Origin of the sequence: Atlantibacter sp. RC6 (genome assembly GCF_014193285.1) — a bacterium.
GTDB lineage: Bacteria > Pseudomonadota > Gammaproteobacteria > Enterobacterales > Enterobacteriaceae > Atlantibacter.
This window is the reverse complement of sequence record NZ_JACHZE010000002.1, coordinates 47,486-69,441: the sequence shown is the minus strand read 5'-3', so window position 1 is coordinate 69,441 and position 21,956 is coordinate 47,486. Positions and strand designations below refer to the sequence as shown.

The 21,956-nt window shown below is 59.5% G+C and carries 16 protein-coding genes; 11 read left to right on the top strand and 5 right to left on the bottom strand.

The features are described 5' to 3' along the window. The first annotated feature begins 14 nt into the window (after positions 1–14). From hrpB to fhuB, 6 genes are all read left to right on the top strand, one after another. Positions 15–2,447, top strand: a complete 2,433-nt coding sequence (gene hrpB / locus FHW74_RS05325) for an ATP-dependent helicase HrpB (protein WP_183169496.1) — start codon at positions 15–17, stop codon at positions 2,445–2,447. Between the two features lie 95 nt (positions 2,448–2,542). Continuing rightward, entirely contained in the window at positions 2,543–5,065 is a 2,523-nt protein-coding gene (mrcB, locus tag FHW74_RS05320) for a bifunctional glycosyl transferase/transpeptidase (RefSeq protein ID WP_183169495.1), read from the top strand. Positions 5,066–5,331: 266 nt separating this feature from the next. Beyond that, positions 5,332–7,584: a ferrichrome porin FhuA gene (gene fhuA, locus FHW74_RS05315; protein ID WP_183169494.1), complete on the top strand. Its 2,253-nt coding sequence runs from the start codon at positions 5,332–5,334 to the stop codon at positions 7,582–7,584. A gap of 47 nt (positions 7,585–7,631) precedes the next feature. Further along, positions 7,632–8,429 carry a Fe3+-hydroxamate ABC transporter ATP-binding protein FhuC gene (gene fhuC, locus FHW74_RS05310; protein WP_183169493.1) on the top strand — a complete coding sequence of 266 codons (798 nt, stop codon included), beginning with the start codon at positions 7,632–7,634 and terminating at the stop codon, positions 8,427–8,429. Beyond that, a complete protein-coding gene (fhuD, locus tag FHW74_RS05305) occupies positions 8,429–9,325 on the top strand; it encodes a Fe(3+)-hydroxamate ABC transporter substrate-binding protein FhuD (RefSeq protein WP_183169492.1) in 897 nt (298 codons plus the stop codon). Before fhuC ends, fhuD begins: the two co-directional genes overlap by 1 nt. Further along, positions 9,322–11,307: a Fe(3+)-hydroxamate ABC transporter permease FhuB gene (gene fhuB, locus FHW74_RS05300; RefSeq protein WP_183169491.1), complete on the top strand. Its 1,986-nt coding sequence runs from the start codon at positions 9,322–9,324 to the stop codon at positions 11,305–11,307. Before fhuD ends, fhuB begins: the two co-directional genes overlap by 4 nt. Positions 11,308–11,339: 32 nt before the next feature. Here fhuB and FHW74_RS05295 read toward each other — a convergent pair whose 3' ends face one another. Continuing rightward, positions 11,340–12,242: a LysR family transcriptional regulator gene (locus FHW74_RS05295; protein ID WP_183169490.1), complete on the bottom strand. Its 903-nt coding sequence runs from the start codon at positions 12,240–12,242 to the stop codon at positions 11,340–11,342. A gap of 86 nt (positions 12,243–12,328) precedes the next feature. On the opposite strand from FHW74_RS05295, the gene FHW74_RS05290 reads away from it, so the two are divergent. Continuing rightward, the gene (locus tag FHW74_RS05290; protein ID WP_183169489.1) at positions 12,329–13,108 is read left to right on the top strand and encodes an NAD(P)H-dependent oxidoreductase; all 780 of its coding nucleotides are present in this window, start codon (positions 12,329–12,331) and stop codon (positions 13,106–13,108) included. A gap of 39 nt (positions 13,109–13,147) precedes the next feature. Here FHW74_RS05290 and hemL read toward each other — a convergent pair whose 3' ends face one another. Further along, entirely contained in the window at positions 13,148–14,428 is a 1,281-nt protein-coding gene (hemL, locus tag FHW74_RS05285) for a glutamate-1-semialdehyde 2,1-aminomutase (protein WP_183169488.1), read from the bottom strand. Between the two features lie 177 nt (positions 14,429–14,605). Between hemL and clcA the strand changes: the two genes are divergently transcribed. Then, entirely contained in the window at positions 14,606–16,015 is a 1,410-nt protein-coding gene (gene clcA, locus FHW74_RS05280) for a H(+)/Cl(-) exchange transporter ClcA (RefSeq protein ID WP_183169487.1), read from the top strand. A 132-nt stretch (positions 16,016–16,147) separates the two neighbouring features. Further along, positions 16,148–16,492, top strand: a complete 345-nt coding sequence (gene erpA / locus FHW74_RS05275) for an iron-sulfur cluster insertion protein ErpA (RefSeq protein WP_125293614.1) — start codon at positions 16,148–16,150, stop codon at positions 16,490–16,492. A gap of 50 nt (positions 16,493–16,542) precedes the next feature. On the opposite strand, the gene FHW74_RS05270 is transcribed toward erpA, so the two are convergent. The 3 genes from FHW74_RS05270 to mtnN are packed head-to-tail and all read right to left on the bottom strand — an operon-like array spanning position 16,543 to position 18,667. Further along, on the bottom strand, positions 16,543–17,163 hold the full coding sequence (locus tag FHW74_RS05270; protein ID WP_183169486.1) for a TRIC cation channel family protein: 621 nt from the start codon (positions 17,161–17,163) through the stop codon (positions 16,543–16,545). A 9-nt stretch (positions 17,164–17,172) separates the two neighbouring features. After that, on the bottom strand, positions 17,173–17,976 hold the full coding sequence (gene btuF, locus FHW74_RS05265; protein ID WP_183169485.1) for a vitamin B12 ABC transporter substrate-binding protein BtuF: 804 nt from the start codon (positions 17,974–17,976) through the stop codon (positions 17,173–17,175). After that, on the bottom strand, positions 17,969–18,667 hold the full coding sequence (mtnN, locus tag FHW74_RS05260) for a 5'-methylthioadenosine/S-adenosylhomocysteine nucleosidase (protein ID WP_183169484.1): 699 nt from the start codon (positions 18,665–18,667) through the stop codon (positions 17,969–17,971). The genes btuF and mtnN overlap by 8 nt, the downstream gene beginning before the upstream one ends. A 92-nt stretch (positions 18,668–18,759) precedes the next feature. Here mtnN and dgt point away from each other — a divergent pair, with 92 nt between their 5' ends. Together dgt and degP are read left to right on the top strand one after the other, a co-directional pair. After that, positions 18,760–20,274 (top strand): dGTPase, encoded by a 1,515-nt coding sequence (gene dgt / locus FHW74_RS05255; protein WP_183169483.1) that lies wholly within the window; start codon positions 18,760–18,762, stop codon positions 20,272–20,274. 138 nt (positions 20,275–20,412) lie between these two features. Then, positions 20,413–21,843 carry a serine endoprotease DegP gene (gene degP, locus FHW74_RS05250; RefSeq protein WP_183169482.1) on the top strand — a complete coding sequence of 477 codons (1,431 nt, stop codon included), beginning with the start codon at positions 20,413–20,415 and terminating at the stop codon, positions 21,841–21,843. Positions 21,844–21,956 lie beyond the last annotated feature (113 nt).

Below are 21,956 nucleotides of genomic sequence, written 5' to 3'. Positions count from 1 at the left end.
CCTGGGAGCTCTCCGTGTCCTCATTGCCGGTCGCCGCCGTTTTACCCCGTCTGCTGGATGCCCTGCAATCCGCCCCGCAGGTGCTGCTCTCCGCCCCCACCGGCGCGGGCAAATCCACCTGGCTGCCGCTGCAATTGCTAAACGCGGCGGATCTTAACGGCAAAATTCTCCTGCTGGAGCCGCGACGTCTGGCGGCGCGCAACGTCGCCCAGCGCCTGGCGGAATTACTGAATGAAGCGCCCGGCGAAACCGTGGGTTACCGGATGCGCGGCGAAACCTGCGTCGGGCCGACAACGCGGCTTGAAGTGGTGACCGAAGGGATTTTGACGCGTCTGATCCAGCAGGACCCGGAGCTAACCGGCATCAGTCTGGTGATCCTTGATGAATTTCACGAGCGCAGCCTGCAGGCCGATCTGGCGCTGGCGCTGCTGCTGGATGTGCAGCAGGGGCTGCGCGACGATCTCAAACTGCTGATTATGTCCGCCACCCTGGACAATGCCCGTCTGGAAGCGCTGCTGCCCGACGCGCCGGTTATTGCGTCAGAGGGGCGCGCCTTCCCGGTGGAGCGGCGCTGGCAGCCGTTGCCTGGCCAGTTGCGTAGCGAAGAGGCGATTGCCGCCGCCACGGCGCAGCTACTGCGGGAAGAAACCGGCTCGCTGCTGCTGTTTTTGCCCGGCGTGGCGGAAATCCAGCGAGTGCAGGAACAGCTAGCCGAACGCGTCCAGCGCGATGTGCTGTTGTGCCCGCTGTACGGCGCGCTGCCGCTTAGCGAGCAGCGTAAAGCGATCCTCCCCGCGCCATCCGGGTTTCGCAAAGTGGTGCTGGCGACCAATATCGCCGAAACCAGCTTAACCATCGAAGGTATTCGCCTGGTGGTGGACAGCACCCTTGAGCGGGTGGCGCGCTTTGATCCGCGCAGCGGCCTGACGCGGCTTATTACCCAGCGCATCAGCCAGGCATCGATGATCCAGCGCGCCGGTCGCGCCGGACGGCTCGAGCCGGGCATCTGTCTGCATCTCACCGCCAAAGAGCAGGGCGAGCGCGCGGCTGCTCAGGCGGACCCGGAAATTTTACAAAGCGATCTCAGCGGGTTATGGCTGGAGTTATTGCAGTGGGGCTGCCAGGATGTGGCGCAGCTTAACTGGCTGGACACGCCGCCCGAGGTTAATCTCGCCGCCGCCCGCGCGTTACTCGAACAGTTAGGCGCAATAAAGGAAGGGCGATTAACCGCGCGCGGCCAGCAGATGGCGAAGTTTGGCAACGATCCGCGGCTGGCGGCGATGCTGGCGGCGTCAGGATCTGCCGATGAGAAAGCGACCGCCGCCTGGCTTGCCGCGCTGCTCGAAGAGCCGCCGCGTACCGGCAACAGCGATTTAGCCAGTATGTTTTCACGCAGCCAGCAGAACTGGCAGAGCCGTAGCCAACAACTGCTCAAGCGCATGGATAGCCGGGGGGGCGCGCGGGATATCACTCTCGCGCCGCAACTGCTCGCTATCGCGTTTAGCGATCGCATCGCCCGGCGGCGCGGGCTGGACGGGCGCTACCAGCTCGCTAACGGCATGGGGGCGCGTCTCGATCCTGACGATGCGCTGACCCGCCACGAATGGTTGATCGCGCCGCTGTTATTGCAGGGCAGCCATTCCCCGGACGCGCGCATTTTGCAGGCGCTGGCGCTGGATATTGACGCGCTGATCGCGCAGTGCCCGCAACTGCTGCGCCAGCAGGATAGCGTGGAGTGGGATGAGGCGCAGGGAACGCTGAAAGCGTTTCGCCGCCAGCAAATCGGCCAGCTGGTAGTCAAAAACCAGCTGCTGGCGCGCCCGTCGGAAGAAGAGTTACATCAGGCGATGCTCAACGGCATCCGTGAAAAAGGGCTGACCGTATTGAACTGGAGCCCGCAAGCCGAGCAATTGCGGCTACGCTTACACTGCGCCGCAAAATGGCTGCCGGAATATCCCTGGCCGGATGTTTCAGATTCAGCACTTTTGGCTACACTTGAGCGCTGGCTGCTGCCGCAACTCGGCGGCGTGCATTCGCTGCGCGCCTTGCAGAACGTCGATTTAAGCGCGGCGCTCGGCAATTTGCTGGAGTGGTCGCAGCGTCAACGTCTGGATAGTGCGCTGCCAACTCATTACACTGTGCCCACCGGAAGCCGGATAGCCGTGCGCTATCATCAGGAAAACCCTCCGGCGCTGGCGGTGCGGATGCAGGAAATGTTCGGCGAGGCGGTGACGCCAGCGATCGCGGAAGGGCGTATTCCGCTGACGCTGGAACTGCTGTCGCCCGCCCAGCGCCCGCTGCAAATCACCCGTGATTTGAGCGCCTTCTGGAAGGGATCGTACCGGGAAGTACAAAAAGAGATGAAGGGGCGTTATCCAAAACACGTCTGGCCGGACGACCCTGCCAGCGCGTTGCCAACGCGGCGTACCAAAAAACATCAGCCATAACCAGACGCCGGTACTTTTGAGAGATTTCTTCTTTCGCGGCGACGTGAAAGAACCAAGAATCAGGCCCTCGCGCCTGAACGTAGTGGAGAGAAAGCATGGCGGGGAATGACCGCGAACCCATCGGGCGTAAAGGGCGACCTTCACGTCCGGTGAAACAGAAAGTAACCCGTCGTCGTCTCAGAGATGATGAGTACGACGATTATGAAGACGATGCAGACGAGGAGCCGATGCCCCCACGGAAAGGCAAAGGGAAAAAGCCGCAGAGAAAACACCGTTGGCTCTGGCTGTTACTGAAAATTTTACTGGTGCTGATTGTGGTGCTGGTGATTTACGGCGTTTATCTCGATCAGAAAATCCGCAGCCGCATCGACGGTAAAGTGTGGCAACTGCCCGCCGCGGTCTATGGCCGGATGGTCAACCTTGAGCCGGATATGCCCGTCAGCAAGCAGGAGATGGTGCAACTGCTGGAGGCGACCCAGTACCGCCAGGTGACGCGGATGACGCGCCCGGGCGAGTTTACCGTGCAGGCCAACAGCATCGAGATGATCCGCCGCCCGTTCGACTTCCCTGACAGCAAAGAGGGGCAGGTGCGTGCGCGTCTGACGTTCAGCAAAGATCGTCTGGAGACCATCGAGAACCTCGACAGCAAGCGCGAGTTCGGCTTCTTCCGCCTCGACCCGCGGCTGATCACCATGCTTTCTTCGCCGAACGGCGAGCAGCGTCTGTTCGTGCCGCGCAGCGGCTACCCGGATCTGCTGGTGGATACGCTGATCGCTACCGAAGACCGCCATTTCTACGAGCATGACGGCATTAGCCTCTACTCCATTGGCCGTGCGGTGCTGGCGAACCTGACCGCCGGTCGCGCCGTTCAGGGGGCGAGTACGCTGACCCAGCAGTTAGCGAAAAACCTGTTCCTGTCGAGCGAACGCACACTGTGGCGTAAGGCCAACGAAGCCTATATGGCGCTGATCATGGACGCGCGCTACAGCAAAGACCGCATCCTTGAGCTGTACCTGAACGAGGTGTATCTCGGCCAGAGCGGCGATAACGAAATCCGTGGTTTCCCGCTGGCCAGCCTGTATTACTTTGGCCGCCCGGTCGACGAGCTGAGCCTTGATCAGCAGGCGTTGCTGGTGGGCATGGTGAAGGGCGCGTCGATTTATAACCCATGGCGTAACCCGAAAATGGCGCTGGAGCGCCGTAATCTGGTGCTGCGTTTATTGCAGGAGCAGAAGGTTATCGACCAGGAGCTGTATGACATGCTGAGCGCCCGTCCGCTGGGCGTGCAGCCGCGCGGCGGGGTGATCTCTCCGCAGCCGGCGTTTATGCAGATGGTGCGTCAGGAGCTGCAAACCAAACTGGGCGATAAGGTAAAAGATCTCTCCGGCGTGAAGATCTTCACCACCTTTGACTCGGTCGCGCAGGACGCGGCGGAAAAAGCCGCTATTGAAGGCATTCCGGCGCTGATCAAACAGCGTAAGCTGAGCGATCTGGAAACCGCGATGGTGGTTGTTGACCGCTTTAGCGGCGAAGTCCGCGCCATGGTCGGCGGGGCGAATCCGCAGTTTGCCGGTTATAACCGTGCGATGCAGGCCCGCCGCTCTATCGGTTCACTGGCAAAACCGGCGACCTATCTCACCGCGCTCAGCCAGCCCAACCAGTACCGCCTGAATACCTGGATTGCCGATGCGCCGATCTCTCTGCCGCAGCCGAACGGCCAGGTGTGGTCGCCGCAGAACGACGATCACCGTTACAGCGGCCAGGTGATGCTGGTGGATGCGCTGACCCGCTCCATGAACGTGCCGACGGTGAACCTGGGGATGGCGATTGGCCTGCCAGCGGTCACCGACACCTGGCTGAAGCTGGGCGTGCCAAAAGACCAGCTGCACCCGGTTCCTTCCATGCTGTTGGGCGCGCTGAACCTGACGCCGATTGAAGTGGCGCAGGCGTTCCAGACTATCGCCAGCGGCGGTAACCGCGCCACGCTGTCAGCGGTGCGTTCGGTAATTGCCGAAGACGGCACTGCGCTGTTCCAGAGCTTCCCGCAGTCTGAACGCGCCGTTCCGGCGCAGGCGGCCTACATGACGCTGTGGACCATGCAGCAGGTGGTGCAGCGCGGGACCGGCCGCCAGTTGGGCGCGAAATACCCTGGCCTGCATCTGGCCGGGAAAACCGGGACCACCAACAACAACGTCGATACCTGGTTTGCCGGTATCGACGGGCGTGAAGTGGTGATCACCTGGGTAGGGCGCGACAACAACCAGCCGACCAAGCTTTACGGGGCCAGCGGGGCGATGTCGATTTACCAGCGCTACCTCAGCAACCAGTCGCCCATCGCGCTGGATCTGACGCCGCCGGAAGACATCGTTACCATGGGCGTGGACGATCAGGGCTACTTCCTGTGCGGCGGCGGTGGGATGCGTTCACTGCCGGTATGGACCACCAACCCGGACGCGCTTTGCCAGCAGAGCCGCCCGCCAGAGCCGTCGGGTAACCCGTTTGACCAGTCATCGCAGCCGCAACAGCAGCAGCCTCAGCAGCAACAGCAGGCACCGGCGCAGGAGCAGAAGAGCGATGGCGTGGCGGGCTGGATCAAGGATATGTTCGGCGGCAACTAACGCCGTAGCACAAGCCATAAAGGGCGGGATTTTCCCGCCCTTCGTGTATCTGAACACCGCACTCCCCACGTTTTTTCACATCCCGGTAACCCCTGCCATACCCCTATATAACCTGCGTTTAGCAGGGTGATTATTTCTTGTTCCCTTAGTGAAATCAGGCAGGTGTGCTGCTTGCTATATAAACACCGTTTCGCATATTATCCTGCGGTCATAATAATAATTATCGTTTACGTTATCATTCGTTATATTCACGTAGAGAAAATCCCATGGCGCGTCCAGACACTGCTCAGCCAGTCAATACCTCACTGCGTAAAATCGCTGTGATGATAGCCACAGCAGTCGGCAGCATTTCTGCTCCGGTTTTTGCGGCTGACACCACCCAGAAAGAAGATACCATCACGGTTACCGCAGCGGCTCCGCAGGAAAGCGCATGGGGCCCGGCGGCCACCATTGCGGCCAGACAGTCTGCCACCGCCACCAAAACAGATACCCCCATCCAGAAGGCGCCGCAGTCGATTTCCGTGGTAACTGCTGAAGAGATGGCGCTGCACCAGCCGAAATCTGTGAAAGAAGCCCTGAGCTACACGCCAGGCGTCGCCGTGGGAACCCGTGGCGCATCGAATACCTATGACTACCTGATCATTCGCGGTTTCGCAGCCGACGGCCAGAGCCAGAATAACTATCTCAACGGCCTGAAGATGCAGGGCAACTTCTATAACGATGCGGTGATTGACCCTTATATGCTGGAGCGCGCCGAAGTGCTGCGCGGTCCGGTTTCCGTACTGTACGGAAAGAGCAACCCAGGCGGCCTGTTGAACATGGTCAGCAAGCGCCCGACCACCGAGCCGCTGTATGAAGTCCAGTTCAAAATGGGCACCGACAGCCTGTATCAGACCGGTTTTGATTTCAGCGATGCGCTGGATGAAGACGGGGTTTACTCGTATCGCTTAACCGGCCTGGCGCGCTCGGCGAATGCCCAGCAGCAGGGCGCGGAAGAGCAGCGTTACGCCATCGCGCCATCGTTTAGCTGGCGTCCCGATGACAAAACCAACTTTACCTTCCTCTCTTACTTCCAGAACGAGCCGGAAACCGGCTATTACGGCTGGTTGCCGAAAGAGGGCACGGTCACCACGCTGCCAAACGGTAGCCGTCTGCCGACCGATTTCAACGAAGGCGCGGAAAACAATACCTATTCACGTAACGAGAAAATGGTGGGTTATAGCTTCGAACATGGCTTTAACGACACCTTTACCGTGCGTCAGAATCTGCGTTATGCGCAAAACAAAACGTCGCAGCACAGCGTTTACGGCTATGGCATGTGTTCTGACCCGCTGTACACCGGCGATCCGGCTAACAGCCCCTGCGCAACTATCGCGCCGTCAGAATGGGGCCATACCCTGACGCGCCGTTATGTGGACGACTACGAGAAATTAGAGAACTTCGCGGTAGATACCCAACTGCAAAGCACCTTTGCAACCGGCTCCGTGGACCACACCCTGCTGACCGGCGTCGACTTTATGCGCATGCGTAACGACATCAATTCCTGGTTTGGCTGGGCGGGTTCTGTGGCGTCATCGGATATCTACAACCTCGACCGCAGCGACTTTGATTTCGGCGCTCACCCTGGCCCAGGCGCGGCTTACCGGGTGCTGAACAAGCAAAAACAGACCGGCGTGTACGTGCAGGATCAGGCGCAGTGGGACAAGGTGCTGGTGACCCTGGGTGGCCGTTACGACTGGGCGGAGCAGGATTCGCTGGATCGTGAAGCGAATATCCAGCACTCGCGCAATGATAACGAATTCACCTGGCGCGGCGGTGTGAACTACCTGTTCGACAACGGCGTGACGCCGTACTTCAGCTACAGCGAATCCTTCGAACCGGCTTCTACCGTGGGTGCGAATGGCAGCATCTTCGCGCCGTCGAAAGGCAAACAGTACGAAGCGGGTGTGAAGTACGTACCGGAAGATCGTCCGATCGTGCTGACCGGCGCGGTGTACCAGCTGACCAAAACCAACAACCTGATGGCCGACCCTGCGGGCTCGTTCTTCTCGGTTGAAGGCGGCGAGATCCGCGCGCGCGGCGTTGAGCTGGAAGCCAAAGCGGCGCTTTCCGCCAACATCAACATGGTAGGTTCTTACACCTATACCGATGCGGAATACACCACCGACACCAACTACAAGGGCAACACCCCGGCTCAGGTGCCAAAACACATGGCATCCCTGTGGGGCGATTACACCATGTTTGACGGCCCGCTCTCCGGCCTGACTCTGGGCACCGGCGTTCGCTATACCAGCTCCAGCTACGGCGATCCGGCGAACTCCTTTAAAGTCGGCAGCTACACCCTGGTGGATGCGCTGGTCCGCTATGACCTGGCTCGCGTGGGCATGGCCGGCTCCAACGTGGCGCTACACGTGAACAATCTGTTCGATCGTGAATACGTCGCCAGCTGCTTCAATACCTATGGTTGCTTCTGGGGCGCGGAACGTCAGGTTGTCGCGACCGCGACCTTCCGTTTCTGATCCGTTTTCGGGCACGGTTCGCCGTGCCCTTTATCAAGTTGATGACTATGCAGGATAAACAGACGCATCCCGATACCACCTTTTCTCTGCGCGATATCACCTTCCGGGTGCCAGGCCGAACGCTGCTTCACCCGCTCTCATTGACCTTTCCTGTGGGTAAAGTGACGGGCCTGATCGGCCACAACGGTTCCGGGAAATCCACCCTGTTGAAAATGCTTGGCCGCCATCAGAAGCCGTCCGATGGCGATCTGCGGCTTAACGATTTGCCGCTTGACCAGTGGACCAGCAAAGCCTTTGCCCGCCAGGTGGCCTATCTGCCACAACAGCTACCGCCCGCCGAAGGCATGACGGTGCGTGAACTGGTGGCGATTGGCCGCTATCCGTGGCACGGCGCGTTAGGGCGTTTCGGCGTCGCCGATCGTGAGAAAGTGGAAGAGGCGATCGAGCTGGTGGGGCTGAAGCCGTTTGCCCATCGCCTGGTGGACAGCCTGTCCGGCGGCGAGCGCCAGCGGGTGTGGATTGCGATGCTGGTGGCCCAGGACAGCCGCTGTTTATTACTGGATGAACCGACATCGGCGCTGGATATCGCCCACCAGGTGGACGTGCTGGCGCTGATCCATCGCCTGAGCCAGCAAAAAGGCTTAACGGTGATCGCCGTGCTGCACGATATCAACATGGCGGCGCGCTATTGTGATTATCTGGTGGCGCTGCGCGGCGGCGAAATGATTGCCCAGGGGGAGCCTGCTGCCATGATGCACAGCGAAACTCTGGAGCGGATCTACGGTATTCCTATGGGCATTCTGCCCCATCCCGCGGGCGCAGCCCCGGTGAGCTTTGTCTACTGATGGCTGATTCCCTGTCAAACCTGATTTCCCGTCGTCGCCTGGTGACGGCGATGGCGTTGTCGCCGCTACTGTGGCAAATGGGTTCCGCCCGCGCCGCCACGGTTGACCCGCATCGCGTGGTGGCGCTGGAGTGGCTGCCGGTAGAGTTGCTGATGGCGCTTGGCGTGATGCCTTACGGCGTGGCGGATATTGTTAACTACAAAATGTGGGTCAATGAGCCCGCCTTGCCGGACTCGGTGATAGACGTCGGGCTACGTACCGAACCCAATCTTGAGCTACTGGCGCAAATGAAACCGTCAATGCTGGTCTGGTCCACGGGCTATGGCCCCTCGGAAGAGACGCTGCGGCCTATCGCGCCGGGGCGCGGCTTTAGCTTCAGCGACGGTAAACACCCCCTGACCAAAGCGCGCAACTCACTGCTGGAGATGGGCGAACTGCTGGGGCTTTCCCAGGCGGCGCACGCGCATCTGGATAAGTTTGACGCGTATCTGGCGCAGATGAAACCGCGCTTTGCCGGACGGGGTAATCGTCCGATCCTGATGATGACCCTGATGGACGAGCGCCATGTGCTGGTGATCGGCGAGAACAGCCTGTTCCAGCAGGTGATGGATGTGATGGGCATTCCCAATGCCTGGCACGGCGAAACCAACTTCTGGGGCAGCGCCGTTGTGGGTATCGAACGGCTGGCGGCGGTAAAAGACGCCGATGTGCTGTGCTTTGAACACGGCGACGACGCCCTGATGAAACGTATTGCCGTTACCCCGCTGTGGAACGCGATGCCGTTTATCCGCCAGCAGCGCTTCCAGCGCGTGCCTGCCGTGTGGTTCTACGGCGCGACCCTGTCGTCGATGCATTTCTGCCGGGTGCTGGATGCGGCGCTGGGAGGCAAAGCATGAGGGCCAAAAGCAATCTGTTTGCGCCGGTGCTGCTGTCGGTGATGTTTCTGGCCGGGCTGTGGCTCACCTGGTTTAACCTCAACCATCAACTGCCGCGCGACCAGTGGAGCGCGGCGCTGTGGCATCCCAGCCAGGACGCGCTCGATCAGATGCTGTTCCACTACAGCGCGCTGCCGCGTCTGGCGCTGTCGCTGCTGGTTGGCGCAGGGCTTGGCCTGGTGGGCGTGTTGTTCCAGCAGGTGCTGCGCAATCCGCTGGCGGAGCCGACCACGCTTGGCGTGGCGACGGGCGCGCAGTTGGGCATCGCCATTACTACGTTGTGGGCGCTACCCGGCGGCTATATGACCTCGCAGTTCGCCGCGCTGGCGGGCTCGGCACTGGTGGGGCTGATCGTTTTCGGTGTCGCCTGGAATAAACGCCTGTCGCCGATCACGCTGATCCTGGCGGGGCTGGTGGTCAGCCTGTACTGCGGCGCGGTGAATCAGCTGATTGTGATTTTCCATCACGACCAGTTGCAAAGCGTATTTTTGTGGAGCACCGGGGCGCTTAACCAGACCGACTGGAGCATTGTTTCCCGGCTGTGGCCGCAACTGCTGGGCGGCGTAATGCTGACGCTGTTGCTGCTGCGCCCGCTCACCCTGATGGGCCTTGACGACGGCGTGGCGCGCAATCTGGGTCTGGCGCTCTCCATGGCGCGCCTGGCGGCGCTGGTGCTGGCTATCGCGATCAGCGCCCTGCTGGTTAACGCGGTGGGGATTATCGGTTTTATCGGCCTGTTTGCCCCGCTGCTGGCGAAGATGCTTGGCGCGCGCCGTCTGCTGTCCCGGCTGATCCTCGCGCCGCTGATTGGCGCGCTGATCCTGTGGCTCTCCGATCAGGTGATTGTCTGGCTGACGCGGGTGTGGATGGAAGTATCGACCGGGGCAGTTACGGCGTTAATCGGCGCGCCGCTGCTGCTGTGGCTGCTGCCGCGCCTGCGTACCCAGAGCGCGCCGTCGCTTGACGCAGGCGACCATATCCCTGGCGAGCGCCAGCAGGTGCTGCTATTCAGCCTGGCAGGCGTCGGGGTGTTGCTGCTGATGATTGCTGTTGCCCTGACGTTTGGCCGCGATGCCCATGGCTGGACCTGGGCCAGCGGCGATCTGTTGCGCGATCTGCTGCCGTGGCGCTGGCCGCGCGTACTGGCGGCGATGACCGCAGGCTGCATGCTGGCGGTGGCGGGCTGTATTATCCAGCGGCTGACCGGCAACGCCATGGCGAGCCCGGAAGTGTTGGGCATCAGCTCCGGCGCGGCGTTTGGCGTGGTGTTGATGCTGTTTCTGGTGCCGGGTGACGCCTTTGGCTGGCTGCTGCCCGCCGGGAGCCTGGGCGCTGCCGCCACGCTGCTGATTATCATGATCGCCGCCGGGCGCGGCGGATTTTCTCCGCACCGGATGCTGCTCGCCGGGATGGCCTTAAGCACCGCGTTCACCATGCTATTGATGATGCTACAGGCCAGCGGCGATCCGCGAATGGCGAAAGTCATCACCTGGATTTCCGGCTCGACCTACAGCGTTACTGGCCAGCATGCGGTATACAGTTTTATCGTGATGGCGGTACTGCTGGCGCTGACGCCGCTGTGCCGCCGCTGGCTAACCGTGCTGCCGCTGGGCGGCGACACGGCGCGGGCGGTGGGGATGGCGCTTACGCCGTCGCGCGTGGCGTTGTTGATGCTGGCATCCAGCCTGACGGCGGCGGCGACCATGACCATCGGCCCGCTGAGTTTTGTCGGGCTAATGGCCCCGCACATCACCCGGATGATGGGTTTCCGCCGCGCGCTGCCGCAACTGGTGATTTCCGCGCTGCTTGGCGGATTGTTACTGGTGGTGGCGGACTGGTGCGGGCGGATGGTGATGTTCCCGTATCAAATCCCCGCAGGATTACTCTCGACCTTTATCGGCGCGCCGTATTTTGTGTATCTGCTGCGTAAGCAGAGCCGCTAAGCGAGTGGGCCTCTTTCAGCAGGAAAGGGGCCTTATTCTGCCGGAACCGAGCTGGCGATAAACTCGCGCAGCCACTGATGCGCCGGGTCGCGGTGCATCCGCTCCGGCCATAGCATCATTTTCTCAAACCCCGCGATCTCAATTGGCGCGTCCAGCACGCGTAGCGCCGGATCGTCGCGCACCAGCCGTTCCGGCAACATCGCCACCAGATTTGTGCGGCTCAGTACGGCGCTGACAAAGCTAAAGTGCGGCACCGACAGCACCACCTTACGGCTCAACCCCAGTTTCGCCAGCGCCTCGTCGGTGCTGCCGGAAAATCCGCCGCCGTCCGGCGAGACAATCACATGCTCCAGCTGGCAAAACTGCGCCAGATCCGGCGCGCGTTGCAGTTCGGGATGATCGTGGCGGCACACCAGCCGGTATTTTTCATCGAACAGAAAACGGCTACGCAGTTCCGGCGGTGCGCCGGTGCGGGTAAAAATCGCCAGATCCAGTTTGTCATGCTCCATCGCAGCGGAGAGCCGGGTCGATGGAATTTCCAGCAGCGCCAGACGGCAGTGCGGGGCGGCCTGGCGTAACCCGTCCAGCGCGGGCAGTAATACGGAATATTCGCTGTAATCCGAGGCGGCGATGCGCCAGGTGAGGGCTGCCTGCGCAGGGTCGAAAGGCAGTGGCGCGGCGATGGCGTTGTTCAACGCCCGGAGCGCCTGGCGCAACGGTTCGCGCAGCGTTTCGGCTCTGGCGGTGGGGCGCATGCCGCGCGGTCCTGGCAGCAGGAGCGGATCGCCTAACGATTCGCGCAGTTTAGCTAACTGTACGCTGACCGACGGTTGGGAAAGATGCAGCCGCGCCGCCGCGCGGGTGACGTTCTGCTCGGTGAGCAGCGCATCCAGCGTCAGCAGCAAATTCAGATCCAGACCGCTGAGATTGTTCATCGCTATACCTGATATTAATGCTATTCATTTCCAATATACCTGACAGCGGGCGATGCTGACGTCACTTTTCATCAGGAGAATTGGTTATGAACGTACTTGTGGTTTATGCCCATCCGGAACCTCATTCGCTAAACGGGGCGCTAAAAGAGGCCATGGTCGCGCAACTGACCGCGCTGGGGCATCAGGTTCAGGTGTCCGATCTGTATGCCATGAACTGGAAAGCCGCGCTGGATGCGGCGGATTTTACCGTCGATCGCCAGGGCAAACCGTTCGATCCGGCGGAGGATTCAAAACGGGGCTATGAGCAGGGATTACAGACTTTGGACATCACCCGCGAGCAGGAAAAACTGCGCTGGGCCGACACGGTGATCTTTCAGTTTCCGCTGTGGTGGTTCTCGATGCCCGCCTTAATGAAAGGCTGGTTTGAACGCGTGTACGCCTTCGGTTTTGCCTATGGCGTGGGCGAACACTCCGATAGCCACTGGGGCGACCGCTACGGCGAAGGCAATATGACCGGTAAGCGCGCCATGCTGGTGATCACCGCGGGCGGCTGGGAGAGCCATTATCACCCGCGCGGCATCAATGGCGGGATTGACGACATTCTGTTTCCCATCCATCACGGGATGCTGTGGTATCCGGGCTTTGACGTACTGCCGCCGCATGTGATTTATCGCGCCCATAAAATGGACGACGCGCGTTTTCAGGTGGAGTGCGAGAAGCTGGAGGCGCGGATGAAAACGCTGGAGCAGACCGCGCCGCTGCCGTTTCGTCGGCAGAACTTCGGCGACTACCAGATCCCGTCGTTAATCCTGAGGCCGGAACTGGCGCAAGGAGAGAGCGGATTGAGCGTGCATCTGCACCGCTAGCAGGAAAACGGCCCGCGCCGGATAGCGCGGGCCAGCGTATTACAGTTTGGCAAACACCTGACGCGCCGCGTCGATGGTGTTATCGATATCTTCTTCGCTGTGCGCCACGGACATAAAGCCCGCTTCAAACGCCGACGGCGCAAGGTAAACGCCTTCTTCCAGCATCAGGTGGAAGAAGCGCTTAAAGCGCTCCACGTCGCAGCCCAGCACGTCCTGATAGCAGGTCACGCTCGGCGCATCGGTAAAGAACAGGCCAAACATGCCGCCGACGTGGTTTACCACCAGCGGAATACCCGCATCCCGCGCCGCTTCGCGCAGCCCTTCCGCCAGACGGGTGGTCAGGTCGGTCAGGGTGGCGTGAATGCCCGGCTGGGCCACTTCGGTCAGGCAGGCGTAGCCCGCCGCCATGGCGATCGGGTTGCCGGACAGCGTCCCCGCCTGGTAAACCGGGCCGGTAGGGGCCAGCGCGTCCATGATTTCACGGCGGCCGCCGAACGCGCCCACCGGCATACCGCCGCCGATGATTTTACCCAGACAGGTCAGATCCGGCTCCACGCCGTAATACGCCTGCGCACCCGCCAGCGCCACACGAAAGCCGGTCATCACTTCATCGATAATCAGCAGCGCGCCGAATTCGTCGCACAGTGCGCGCAGGCCCGGCAGGAAGTCCGGCTGCGGCGGGATGCAGTTCATATTGCCGGCAACCGGCTCGACGATGATACAGGCGATGTCCTGCGGATATTGCTCAAACGCCTCGCGCACCGAGGCGAGATCGTTGTAGGTGCAGGTCAGGGTGTGTTTTGCGAAATCCGCCGGAACGCCCGGCGAGTTCGGCTGGCCGAGGGTTAGCGCGCCGGAACCGGCTTTCACTAACAGGCAATCGGCATGGCCGTGATAGCAGCCTTCGAATTTGATGATTTTGTCGCGATGGGTGTAACCGCGCGCCAGGCGGATGGCGCTCATGGTGGCTTCGGTGCCGGAGTTCACCATGCGCACCATATCCATCGTCGGCACCAGTTCGGTGACCAGCTGCGCCATTTTGACTTCCATCTCGGTGGGCGCGCCAAAGCTTAAACCGCGCTGGGCGGCTTCGATTACCGCGTTGCGGATGGCGGGGTGGTTATGTCCCAATACCATCGGACCCCAGGAGCCCACATAGTCGACATAGGCTTTTCCGTCGGCGTCATACAGGTAAGCTCCGTCGGCGCGCTCAATGAAAAGTGGTGTGCCCCCTACGCCGGTAAACGCGCGGACCGGTGAATTAACCCCGCCAGGGATAAGCTCGCGTGCGGCAGCGTAGAGATGTTCAGACTTACTCATGAATCGGCTCCTGATTCGTGGAATGGGTAACAACGGGCTATTCTAAGGGATCCACGGAAGGTAATAAAAGTTTTGCCCAATTAAAGCAGCAGAATTCGAAGGGATTTTCCTCGCGACGTCCGGGTTCAGGGCGAGTAAAATGCCGCGCGTTAAAAAACTACCTAAAAATGATGACGTATGAACTCTGAGAACTCCTCGTTTGAAGCACAGCAGTTTATCCGCCTGACACGGCGTGAGCGGATCCGGCAATTGCTTAATCGCGATAAAACTCCCGTCGCGATCCTGTTGATGGCCGCCGTGGTGGGTACGCTCACTGGCCTTGCGGGCGTGGCGTTTGATAAAGCCGTGGAATGGGTGCAGTTAAACCGCATGATGCTGCTGGCAAGCACTGCGGACCGCGAATGGCTGGTCTGGCCGCTGGCGTTTATCGTTTCGGCGTTGCTGGCGATGTTCGGCTACTGGCTGGTGCGCCGTTTTGCGCCGGAAGCGGGCGGTTCAGGGATCCCGGAAATCGAAGGCGCGATGGAAGAATTACGCCCGGTGCGCTGGTGGCGCGTGCTGCCGGTGAAGTTTTTCGGCGGTATGGGGACGCTGGGCGCGGGCATGGTGTTGGGGCGCGAAGGGCCAACGGTGCAGATCGGCGGCAACATCGGGCGCATGGTGCTGGATATTTTTCGCATGCGCAGCGCAGAGGCGCGCCACACGCTGCTGGCGACCGGTGCGGCGGCGGGTCTTTCTGCAGCCTTTAACGCGCCGCTGGCGGGCATTCTGTTTATCATCGAAGAGATGCGCCCGCAGTTTCGCTACAGCCTGATCTCCATTAAAGCGGTGTTCACCGGCGTGATTATGTCGAGCATTGTGTTCCGCGTGTTTAATGGCGAAGCGGCGATTATCGATGTCGGTCAACTCTCCAACGCGCCGATCCATACTCTGTGGCTGTATCTGGTACTGGGGATGATTTTTGGCATTGTCGGGCCGGTGTTTAACGCGCTGGTGCTGAAGGCGCAGGATATCTTCGCCCGGATCCACGGCGGCAACATCACTAAGTGGGTAGTGATCGGCGGATTAATTGGCGGGCTGTGCGGCGTACTGGGGCTGATCGACCCGAGCGCGGCGGGGGGCGGTTTTAATCTGATCCCCATTGCCGCAGCGGGCAATTTTACCGTCGGGATGCTGCTGTTTATCTTTATCACCCGCATTATCACCACGGTGCTGTGCTTTTCCTCTGGCGCGCCAGGGGGGATTTTTGCGCCGATGCTGGCGCTGGGTACGCTGCTGGGCACTGCATTTGGCATGGCCTGTATCGCCTGGTTCCCGACATGGCAGCTGGAGCCGGGCACCTTTGCCATCGCCGGAATGGGGGCGCTGTTCGCCGCGTCGGTGCGCGCGCCGCTGACCGGTATCGTGCTGGTTCTGGAAATGACCGACAATTATCAGCTCATATTGCCAATGATTATTACCTGCCTGGGTGCCACACTGCTGGCGCAGTTCCTGGGCGGCAAGCCGCTCTATTCCACGATCCTCGCGCGTACGCTCGCGAAACAGGAAGCGGAGCGCCAGCAGGCTGCCCGACCGGAGAATACTTGAACGATTTACCAGGGTATTAGATAATGACCAAAAGATTGGGTGATATCCGTCATACTTCTGGCCGTTTCTGTTCCGGGACCGCCTCCAGCATTCGGTTAATTACCCGAATCGCCGTATCAATGGGAGCAAATAATGAGTGATGACGTAGCGCTGCCTCTGCAATTTACCGATGCAGCAGCCAATAAAGTAAAAAGCCTGGTTGCCGATGAAGAGAACCCGAACCTGAAACTGCGTGTGTATATCACCGGTGGCGGTTGCAGCGGCTTCCAGTATGGTTTTACCTTTGATGATCAGATCAACGAAGGCGACATGACCATTGAGAAACAGGGCGTCGCGCTGGTGGTCGATCCGATGAGCCTGCAATATCTGGTGGGCGGCGCGGTGGATTACACCGAAGGCCTGGAAGGTTCCCGCTTTGTGGTGACTAACCCGAACGCCACCAGCACCTGCGGCTGCGGCTCTTCATTCAGCATCTGAGCCGTAACGCCGATAAAAAAAGCCGTGATAGCATCACGGCTTTTTTGTTTTCAGGCGCGGTCATCCAGCGCGAAGGTCGGCAGTTTTAAGTGCCAGCGGATCGCCGCCAGCCGAATCGTCAGCGTCACCACCATGCCCACCATACTGGCCTGCTCCAGCGGCATGCCGAACAGATAGAAGGCGTTGGCATGAACGATGCCGCCGATAATACAGGCGGTAGCGTAGATTTCGGTGCGCAGGATCATCGGCACTTCGCGGGCCAGCACGTCACGGATAATCCCACCGCCCACGCCGGTCAGCACGCCCATACACACCGCCACCAGCGGGCCGGTTCCGGCCATAAAGGCTTTGTTCACCCCGATGCCGACAAACACCGCCAGGCCGACCGCATCCAGCACCGGCAGTACCCATTTCGGCAGACGGCGCGGCTGGCGCACCAGCACAATGGTCAACATACAGGTGACCATCGCCACCACCAGATCGGTGGGATCTTTCACCCAGAACACCGGGCCGTGGGCGAGGGCCATATCGCGGATTGTGCCGCCGCCCACCGCGGTCACCACCCCCAGCACCAGGACGCCGAAAGGATCCATCCGCAGCTTACCGGCCAGTAAAACCCCTGAAATAGCAAAAACGGCAGTACCAATGATATCCAGCCAATAGACCAGCATTGCTCACCCTCAATTCGTTGTTTCCGCCATTGCCTGGCAGAGCTGTTTTGCGGCGAGGATAATACGCGGCCCCGACCGTTCAAACCAGTCGTCGTGAAGGGCAATAACCGGAACTTTGAGCTGGTCATGCCAAAATTGTGATGTTTTTGGGATATTGCGCTGTTCACCGGCGACCACAATGGCCTGCGGCTTACGCATCAGCACCTGCTCGCGGCTTACCTGCGGCCAGGGAACGCGGCTGTCGGCGAAGATATTTTCACCGCCGCAAACTTCCACTATCTGGTTTTGCAGGGATGATTTTCCGGAGGTAAACAGCGGGTGATCGCCAAACTGCATAAAAACGCGGGTTTTCGGCTTATCGGCATACTGTTTGCGCAGTGCGGCAAACTCCGCAGCCAGTTGGTCGGCGGCAGCGTTGGCCTGATCGGGCGTTGGGCTCCATTTTGCCAGCTGGCGCAGCGCGGCCACGATATCATCCACGGTTAGCGGATCGAGCCACAGCACTTCGATGCCCAGCGCTTTTAGCTGGTTAACCTGGCGCTCTGGGTTACCGCCGCGCCAGGCGACAACCAGATCTGGCTTTAGCGCCACGATGCGTTCGAAATTCATGCCCTGCCAGTTGGCCACCTGCTCAAGCTTTTTGGCGGCTTCCGGATAGTCGGAATAGTTGCTCACGGCGATGGGCGTGATGCCTGCGGCAAACGCCAGTTCGGTATTGCCCGGCGAAAGGGTGATAACGCGCGGCGCGGCAAACAGCCACGCCGGGAACAGAAAAAGGGCGCACAGCGCCCCGAAGCGTTTGAACTTAGCCATGCTGGAGCTGTTGGAGCAGCGTTTCAACCATCAGGCTGGACTGCTTCGCCGCCACCGCCAGGAACTCGTCAAAGCTGAGGTGGGATTGCTGGTCCGCCACGTCGGAAATGGCGCGCACCACCACAAACGGCACGCCGAAGTTATGGCATACGTGGGCCACGGCGGTGGCTTCCATTTCAACGGCGATGGCGTTCGGGAAGTGCTGGCGGATTTTCGCCAGGTTTTCCGCGCCATTGATAAACGCGTCGCCGCTCACCACCAGGCCGCGCACCGCGTGGAGATCCAGTTTCTGAATGCAGGCTTCGGCTGCGGCAATCAGTTTTTCATCGGCTTTAAAGCCTGCCGGGCAGCCCGGCAACTGGCCGTATTCGTAACCGAATGCGGTGACGTCAGCATCATGATAGCGCACGTCTTCTGACACCACGATATCGCCCACTTTCAGGGTCGGCGCCAGGCCGCCCGCGGAGCCGGTATTGATGATAACGTCAGGTTTGCAGTGTTCCAGCAGCAGGGTCGCGCCCATTGCCGCCGCCACTTTACCAATTCCCGATTTCAGCAGCGCCACTTCGGTTCCGTTTAAGGTTCCGGTATATATTTCGCAACCGGCAATATTCAACGTTTGACGGTTTTCGATTTTGTCGCGCAGAAGGGTGACTTCTTCTTCCATTGCGCCAATGATGCCTGCTTTCATAGAGATACTCGCTAAATGTTAGATTCAGGGGCATAGTCTATCATGGCAAGGGCAGGGAAATAATTCGCTTCTGATTAAGAGCTGGAGGGCTTATGGCTGAGTTCGACTTTCGCAATAAGATTAACTGGCGTCGCCGCTACCGCTCGCCGCAGGGCGTGAAAAGCGAGCATGAGATTGTGCGCATTTTTGAAAGCGATCGCGGACGCATCGTTAACTCTCCCGCCATTCGTCGTCTCCAGCAGAAAACCCAGGTGTTTCCCCTTGAGCGTAACGCCGCGGTGCGCACCCGATTGACGCACTCCATGGAAGTACAACAGGTGGGCCGCTATATCGCTAAAGAGGTGCTCAGCCGCCTGAAAGAGCGCAGGCTGCTGGCGGAATACGGGTTAGATGAGCTCACCGGCCCATTCGAAAGCATTGTCGAGATGTCCTGCCTGATGCATGACATCGGTAATCCGCCGTTTGGGCACTTTGGCGAAGCGGCGATTAATGACTGGTTTCGCCAGCGGCTGGTGCCTGCCGATGCCACCAGCCAGCCGCTTAGCGGCGATCGCTGCCAGGTGGCGGTCCTGCAACTGCATGAAGGCGAGGACGCGCTTAATGAGTTGCGGCGTAAGGTACGCAATGACATTTGCCAGTTCGAAGGCAACGCCCAGGGCATCCGGCTGGTGCATACGCTGCTGCGCATGAATCTGACCTGGGCGCAGGTCGGCGGGATTTTAAAATATACCCGCCCCGCCTGGTTTACCGGCCCCACGCCGGAAAGCCACAGCTATTTGATGAAAAAACCGGGCTTTTACCTCTCGGAAGAAGAGTACATTGTACGGTTACGTAAAGAACTTTCACTGGATGAATACTGCCGCTTTCCATTGACGTGGATTATGGAAGCTGCTGATGACATCTCCTATTGCGTTGCGGATTTGGAAGATGCGGTGGAGAAGCGCATCTTCAGCGCCGAGCAGCTTTACCAGCATTTGCGCGACGCCTGGGGCGATCATCAGGCCGGCGATCTGTTTGCCCAGGTGGTGCAAAACGCCTGGGATAAATCGATGACCAATTCCATGCAGCGCAGCGTGGAAGATCAGTTCTTTATGTATTTACGGGTGAATACGCTGAATAAACTGGTGCCCTATGCGGCCCAGCGTTTTATTGATAATTTGCCGACTATTTTCCCTGGTTGTTTTAATCACGCGCTGCTGGAAGATGACAGCCCATATAGTCGTCTTCTGAAACTTTATAAAAACGTTGCGGTGCGCCACGTATTTAGCCATCCGGATGTTGAACAGCTCGAATTGCAGGGTTACCGGGTGATTAAGGGACTGTTAGATATATATCAACCGCTGTTGCTGCTGGGCGCAGACGACTTTCGGTTATTAGTGGAAGAGGCCAGCGGGCGACGGTTACCTATTGAAACCCGGTTATTTCATAAGCTGTCGGGCCGACACCGCCTGGCCTATATTGAAGTGATGAGTCATGTTAATCGCAATGACGCCCGTTTTCCTGTTTGGGAATATTATTATCGCTGCCGTCTTATCCAGGATTATATTAGCGGTATGACCGATCTTTATGCGTGGGATGAATACCGCAAGCTGATGGCAGTCGAATAATATCCGAAAGTTTTGTAAAGACGGCCAATAAATTTTTACTTTTCAAGAAATTCAGGCGTGGAACTTCACGCGCTAAAATCACTCTGATAGTCACGTTCACAGCAATTTTGCCTGACTAATTAATTGAGAATGAAACAGATGAAAAAAACCACGTTAGCATTGAGTGCGCTGGCTCTGAGCATGGGCCTGGCATTAAGTCCTGTCTCCGCTGTCGCTGCTGAAACCGCCTCGGCGGCACCGGTTGCTCAACCGATGCCAAGCCTGGCGCCGATGCTTGAAAAAGTGATGCCTTCAGTGGTGAGCATTAATGTGGAAGGAACCACGGAGGTGAACAACCCGCGCCTTCCGCGTAACTTCCAGCAGTTCTTTGGCGACGATTCGCCGTTCTGCCAGGACGGTTCGCCGTTCCAGAGTTCGCCGTTCTGCCAGGGCGGCGGTGCCGGTCCGCAAGGCGGCCAGCAGCAGAAATTTATGGCGCTGGGTTCCGGTGTGATCATTGATGCCGCCAAAGGCTATGTGGTCACCAACAACCACGTAGTGGATAACGCCACCAGCATCAAAGTTCAGCTCAGCGATGGCCGCAAGCTGGACGCCAAAATGGTGGGTAAAGATCCGCGTTCCGATATCGCGCTGATCCAAATCCAGGATCCGAAAAACCTGACAGCGATCAAGCTGGCCGACTCTGACGCGCTGCGCGTCGGCGACTACACCGTGGCGATCGGTAACCCGTTCGGCCTGGGTGAGACCGTGACATCCGGTATTGTGTCGGCGCTGGGCCGTAGCGGCCTGAACGCTGAAAACTACGAAAACTTTATCCAGACCGATGCGGCGATCAACCGGGGTAACTCCGGCGGCGCGCTGGTCAACCTGAACGGCGAGCTGATCGGGATTAACACCGCGATCCTCGCGCCGGACGGCGGCAACATCGGTATCGGTTTCGCCATTCCGAGCAACATGGTGAAAAACCTGACCAGCCAGATGGTGGAATACGGTCAGGTTAAGCGCGGTGAGCTGGGTATTATGGGAACCGAGCTCAACTCCGAACTGGCGAAAGCCATGAAAGTTGACGCCCAGCGTGGCGCGTTCGTCAGCCAGGTGATGCCGAACTCCTCTGCGGCTAAAGCGGGCGTGAAGGCGGGCGACGTGATTGTCTCGCTGAACGACAAGCCGATTAATAGCTTCGCGGCGCTGCGCGCTCAGGTAGGCACCATGCCGGTGGGCAGTAAACTCACCCTGGGGCTGCTGCGTGACGGCAAGCCGACGTCGGTAACCCTGGAACTCCAGCAGAGCAGCCAGAACCAGGTGGATTCTTCTTCCATCTTCAACGGGATTGAAGGCGCGGAGATGAGCAACCAGACCGGCAATACGCCGGGCGTGGTGGTGAACAGCGTGAAAACCGGTTCTCAGGCCGCGCGTATCGGCCTGAAAAAAGGCGATATCATCCTGGGCGCTAACCAACAGCCGGTGAAAAACATCGCTGAACTGCGCAAAATTCTCGACAGCAAGCCGTCAGTACTGGCGCTGAACGTGAAACGCGGCGATACCACGCTTTACCTGCTGATGCAGTAATTGTTGAAGGGTTTTTTGTGACCCTTTCCACAACTCCATAGTCTGACCCCGCGCATTGTGCAATTGCCCAATGCGCGGGTTTTTTTTGTGCCTTATTCTGAATCATCGACAGA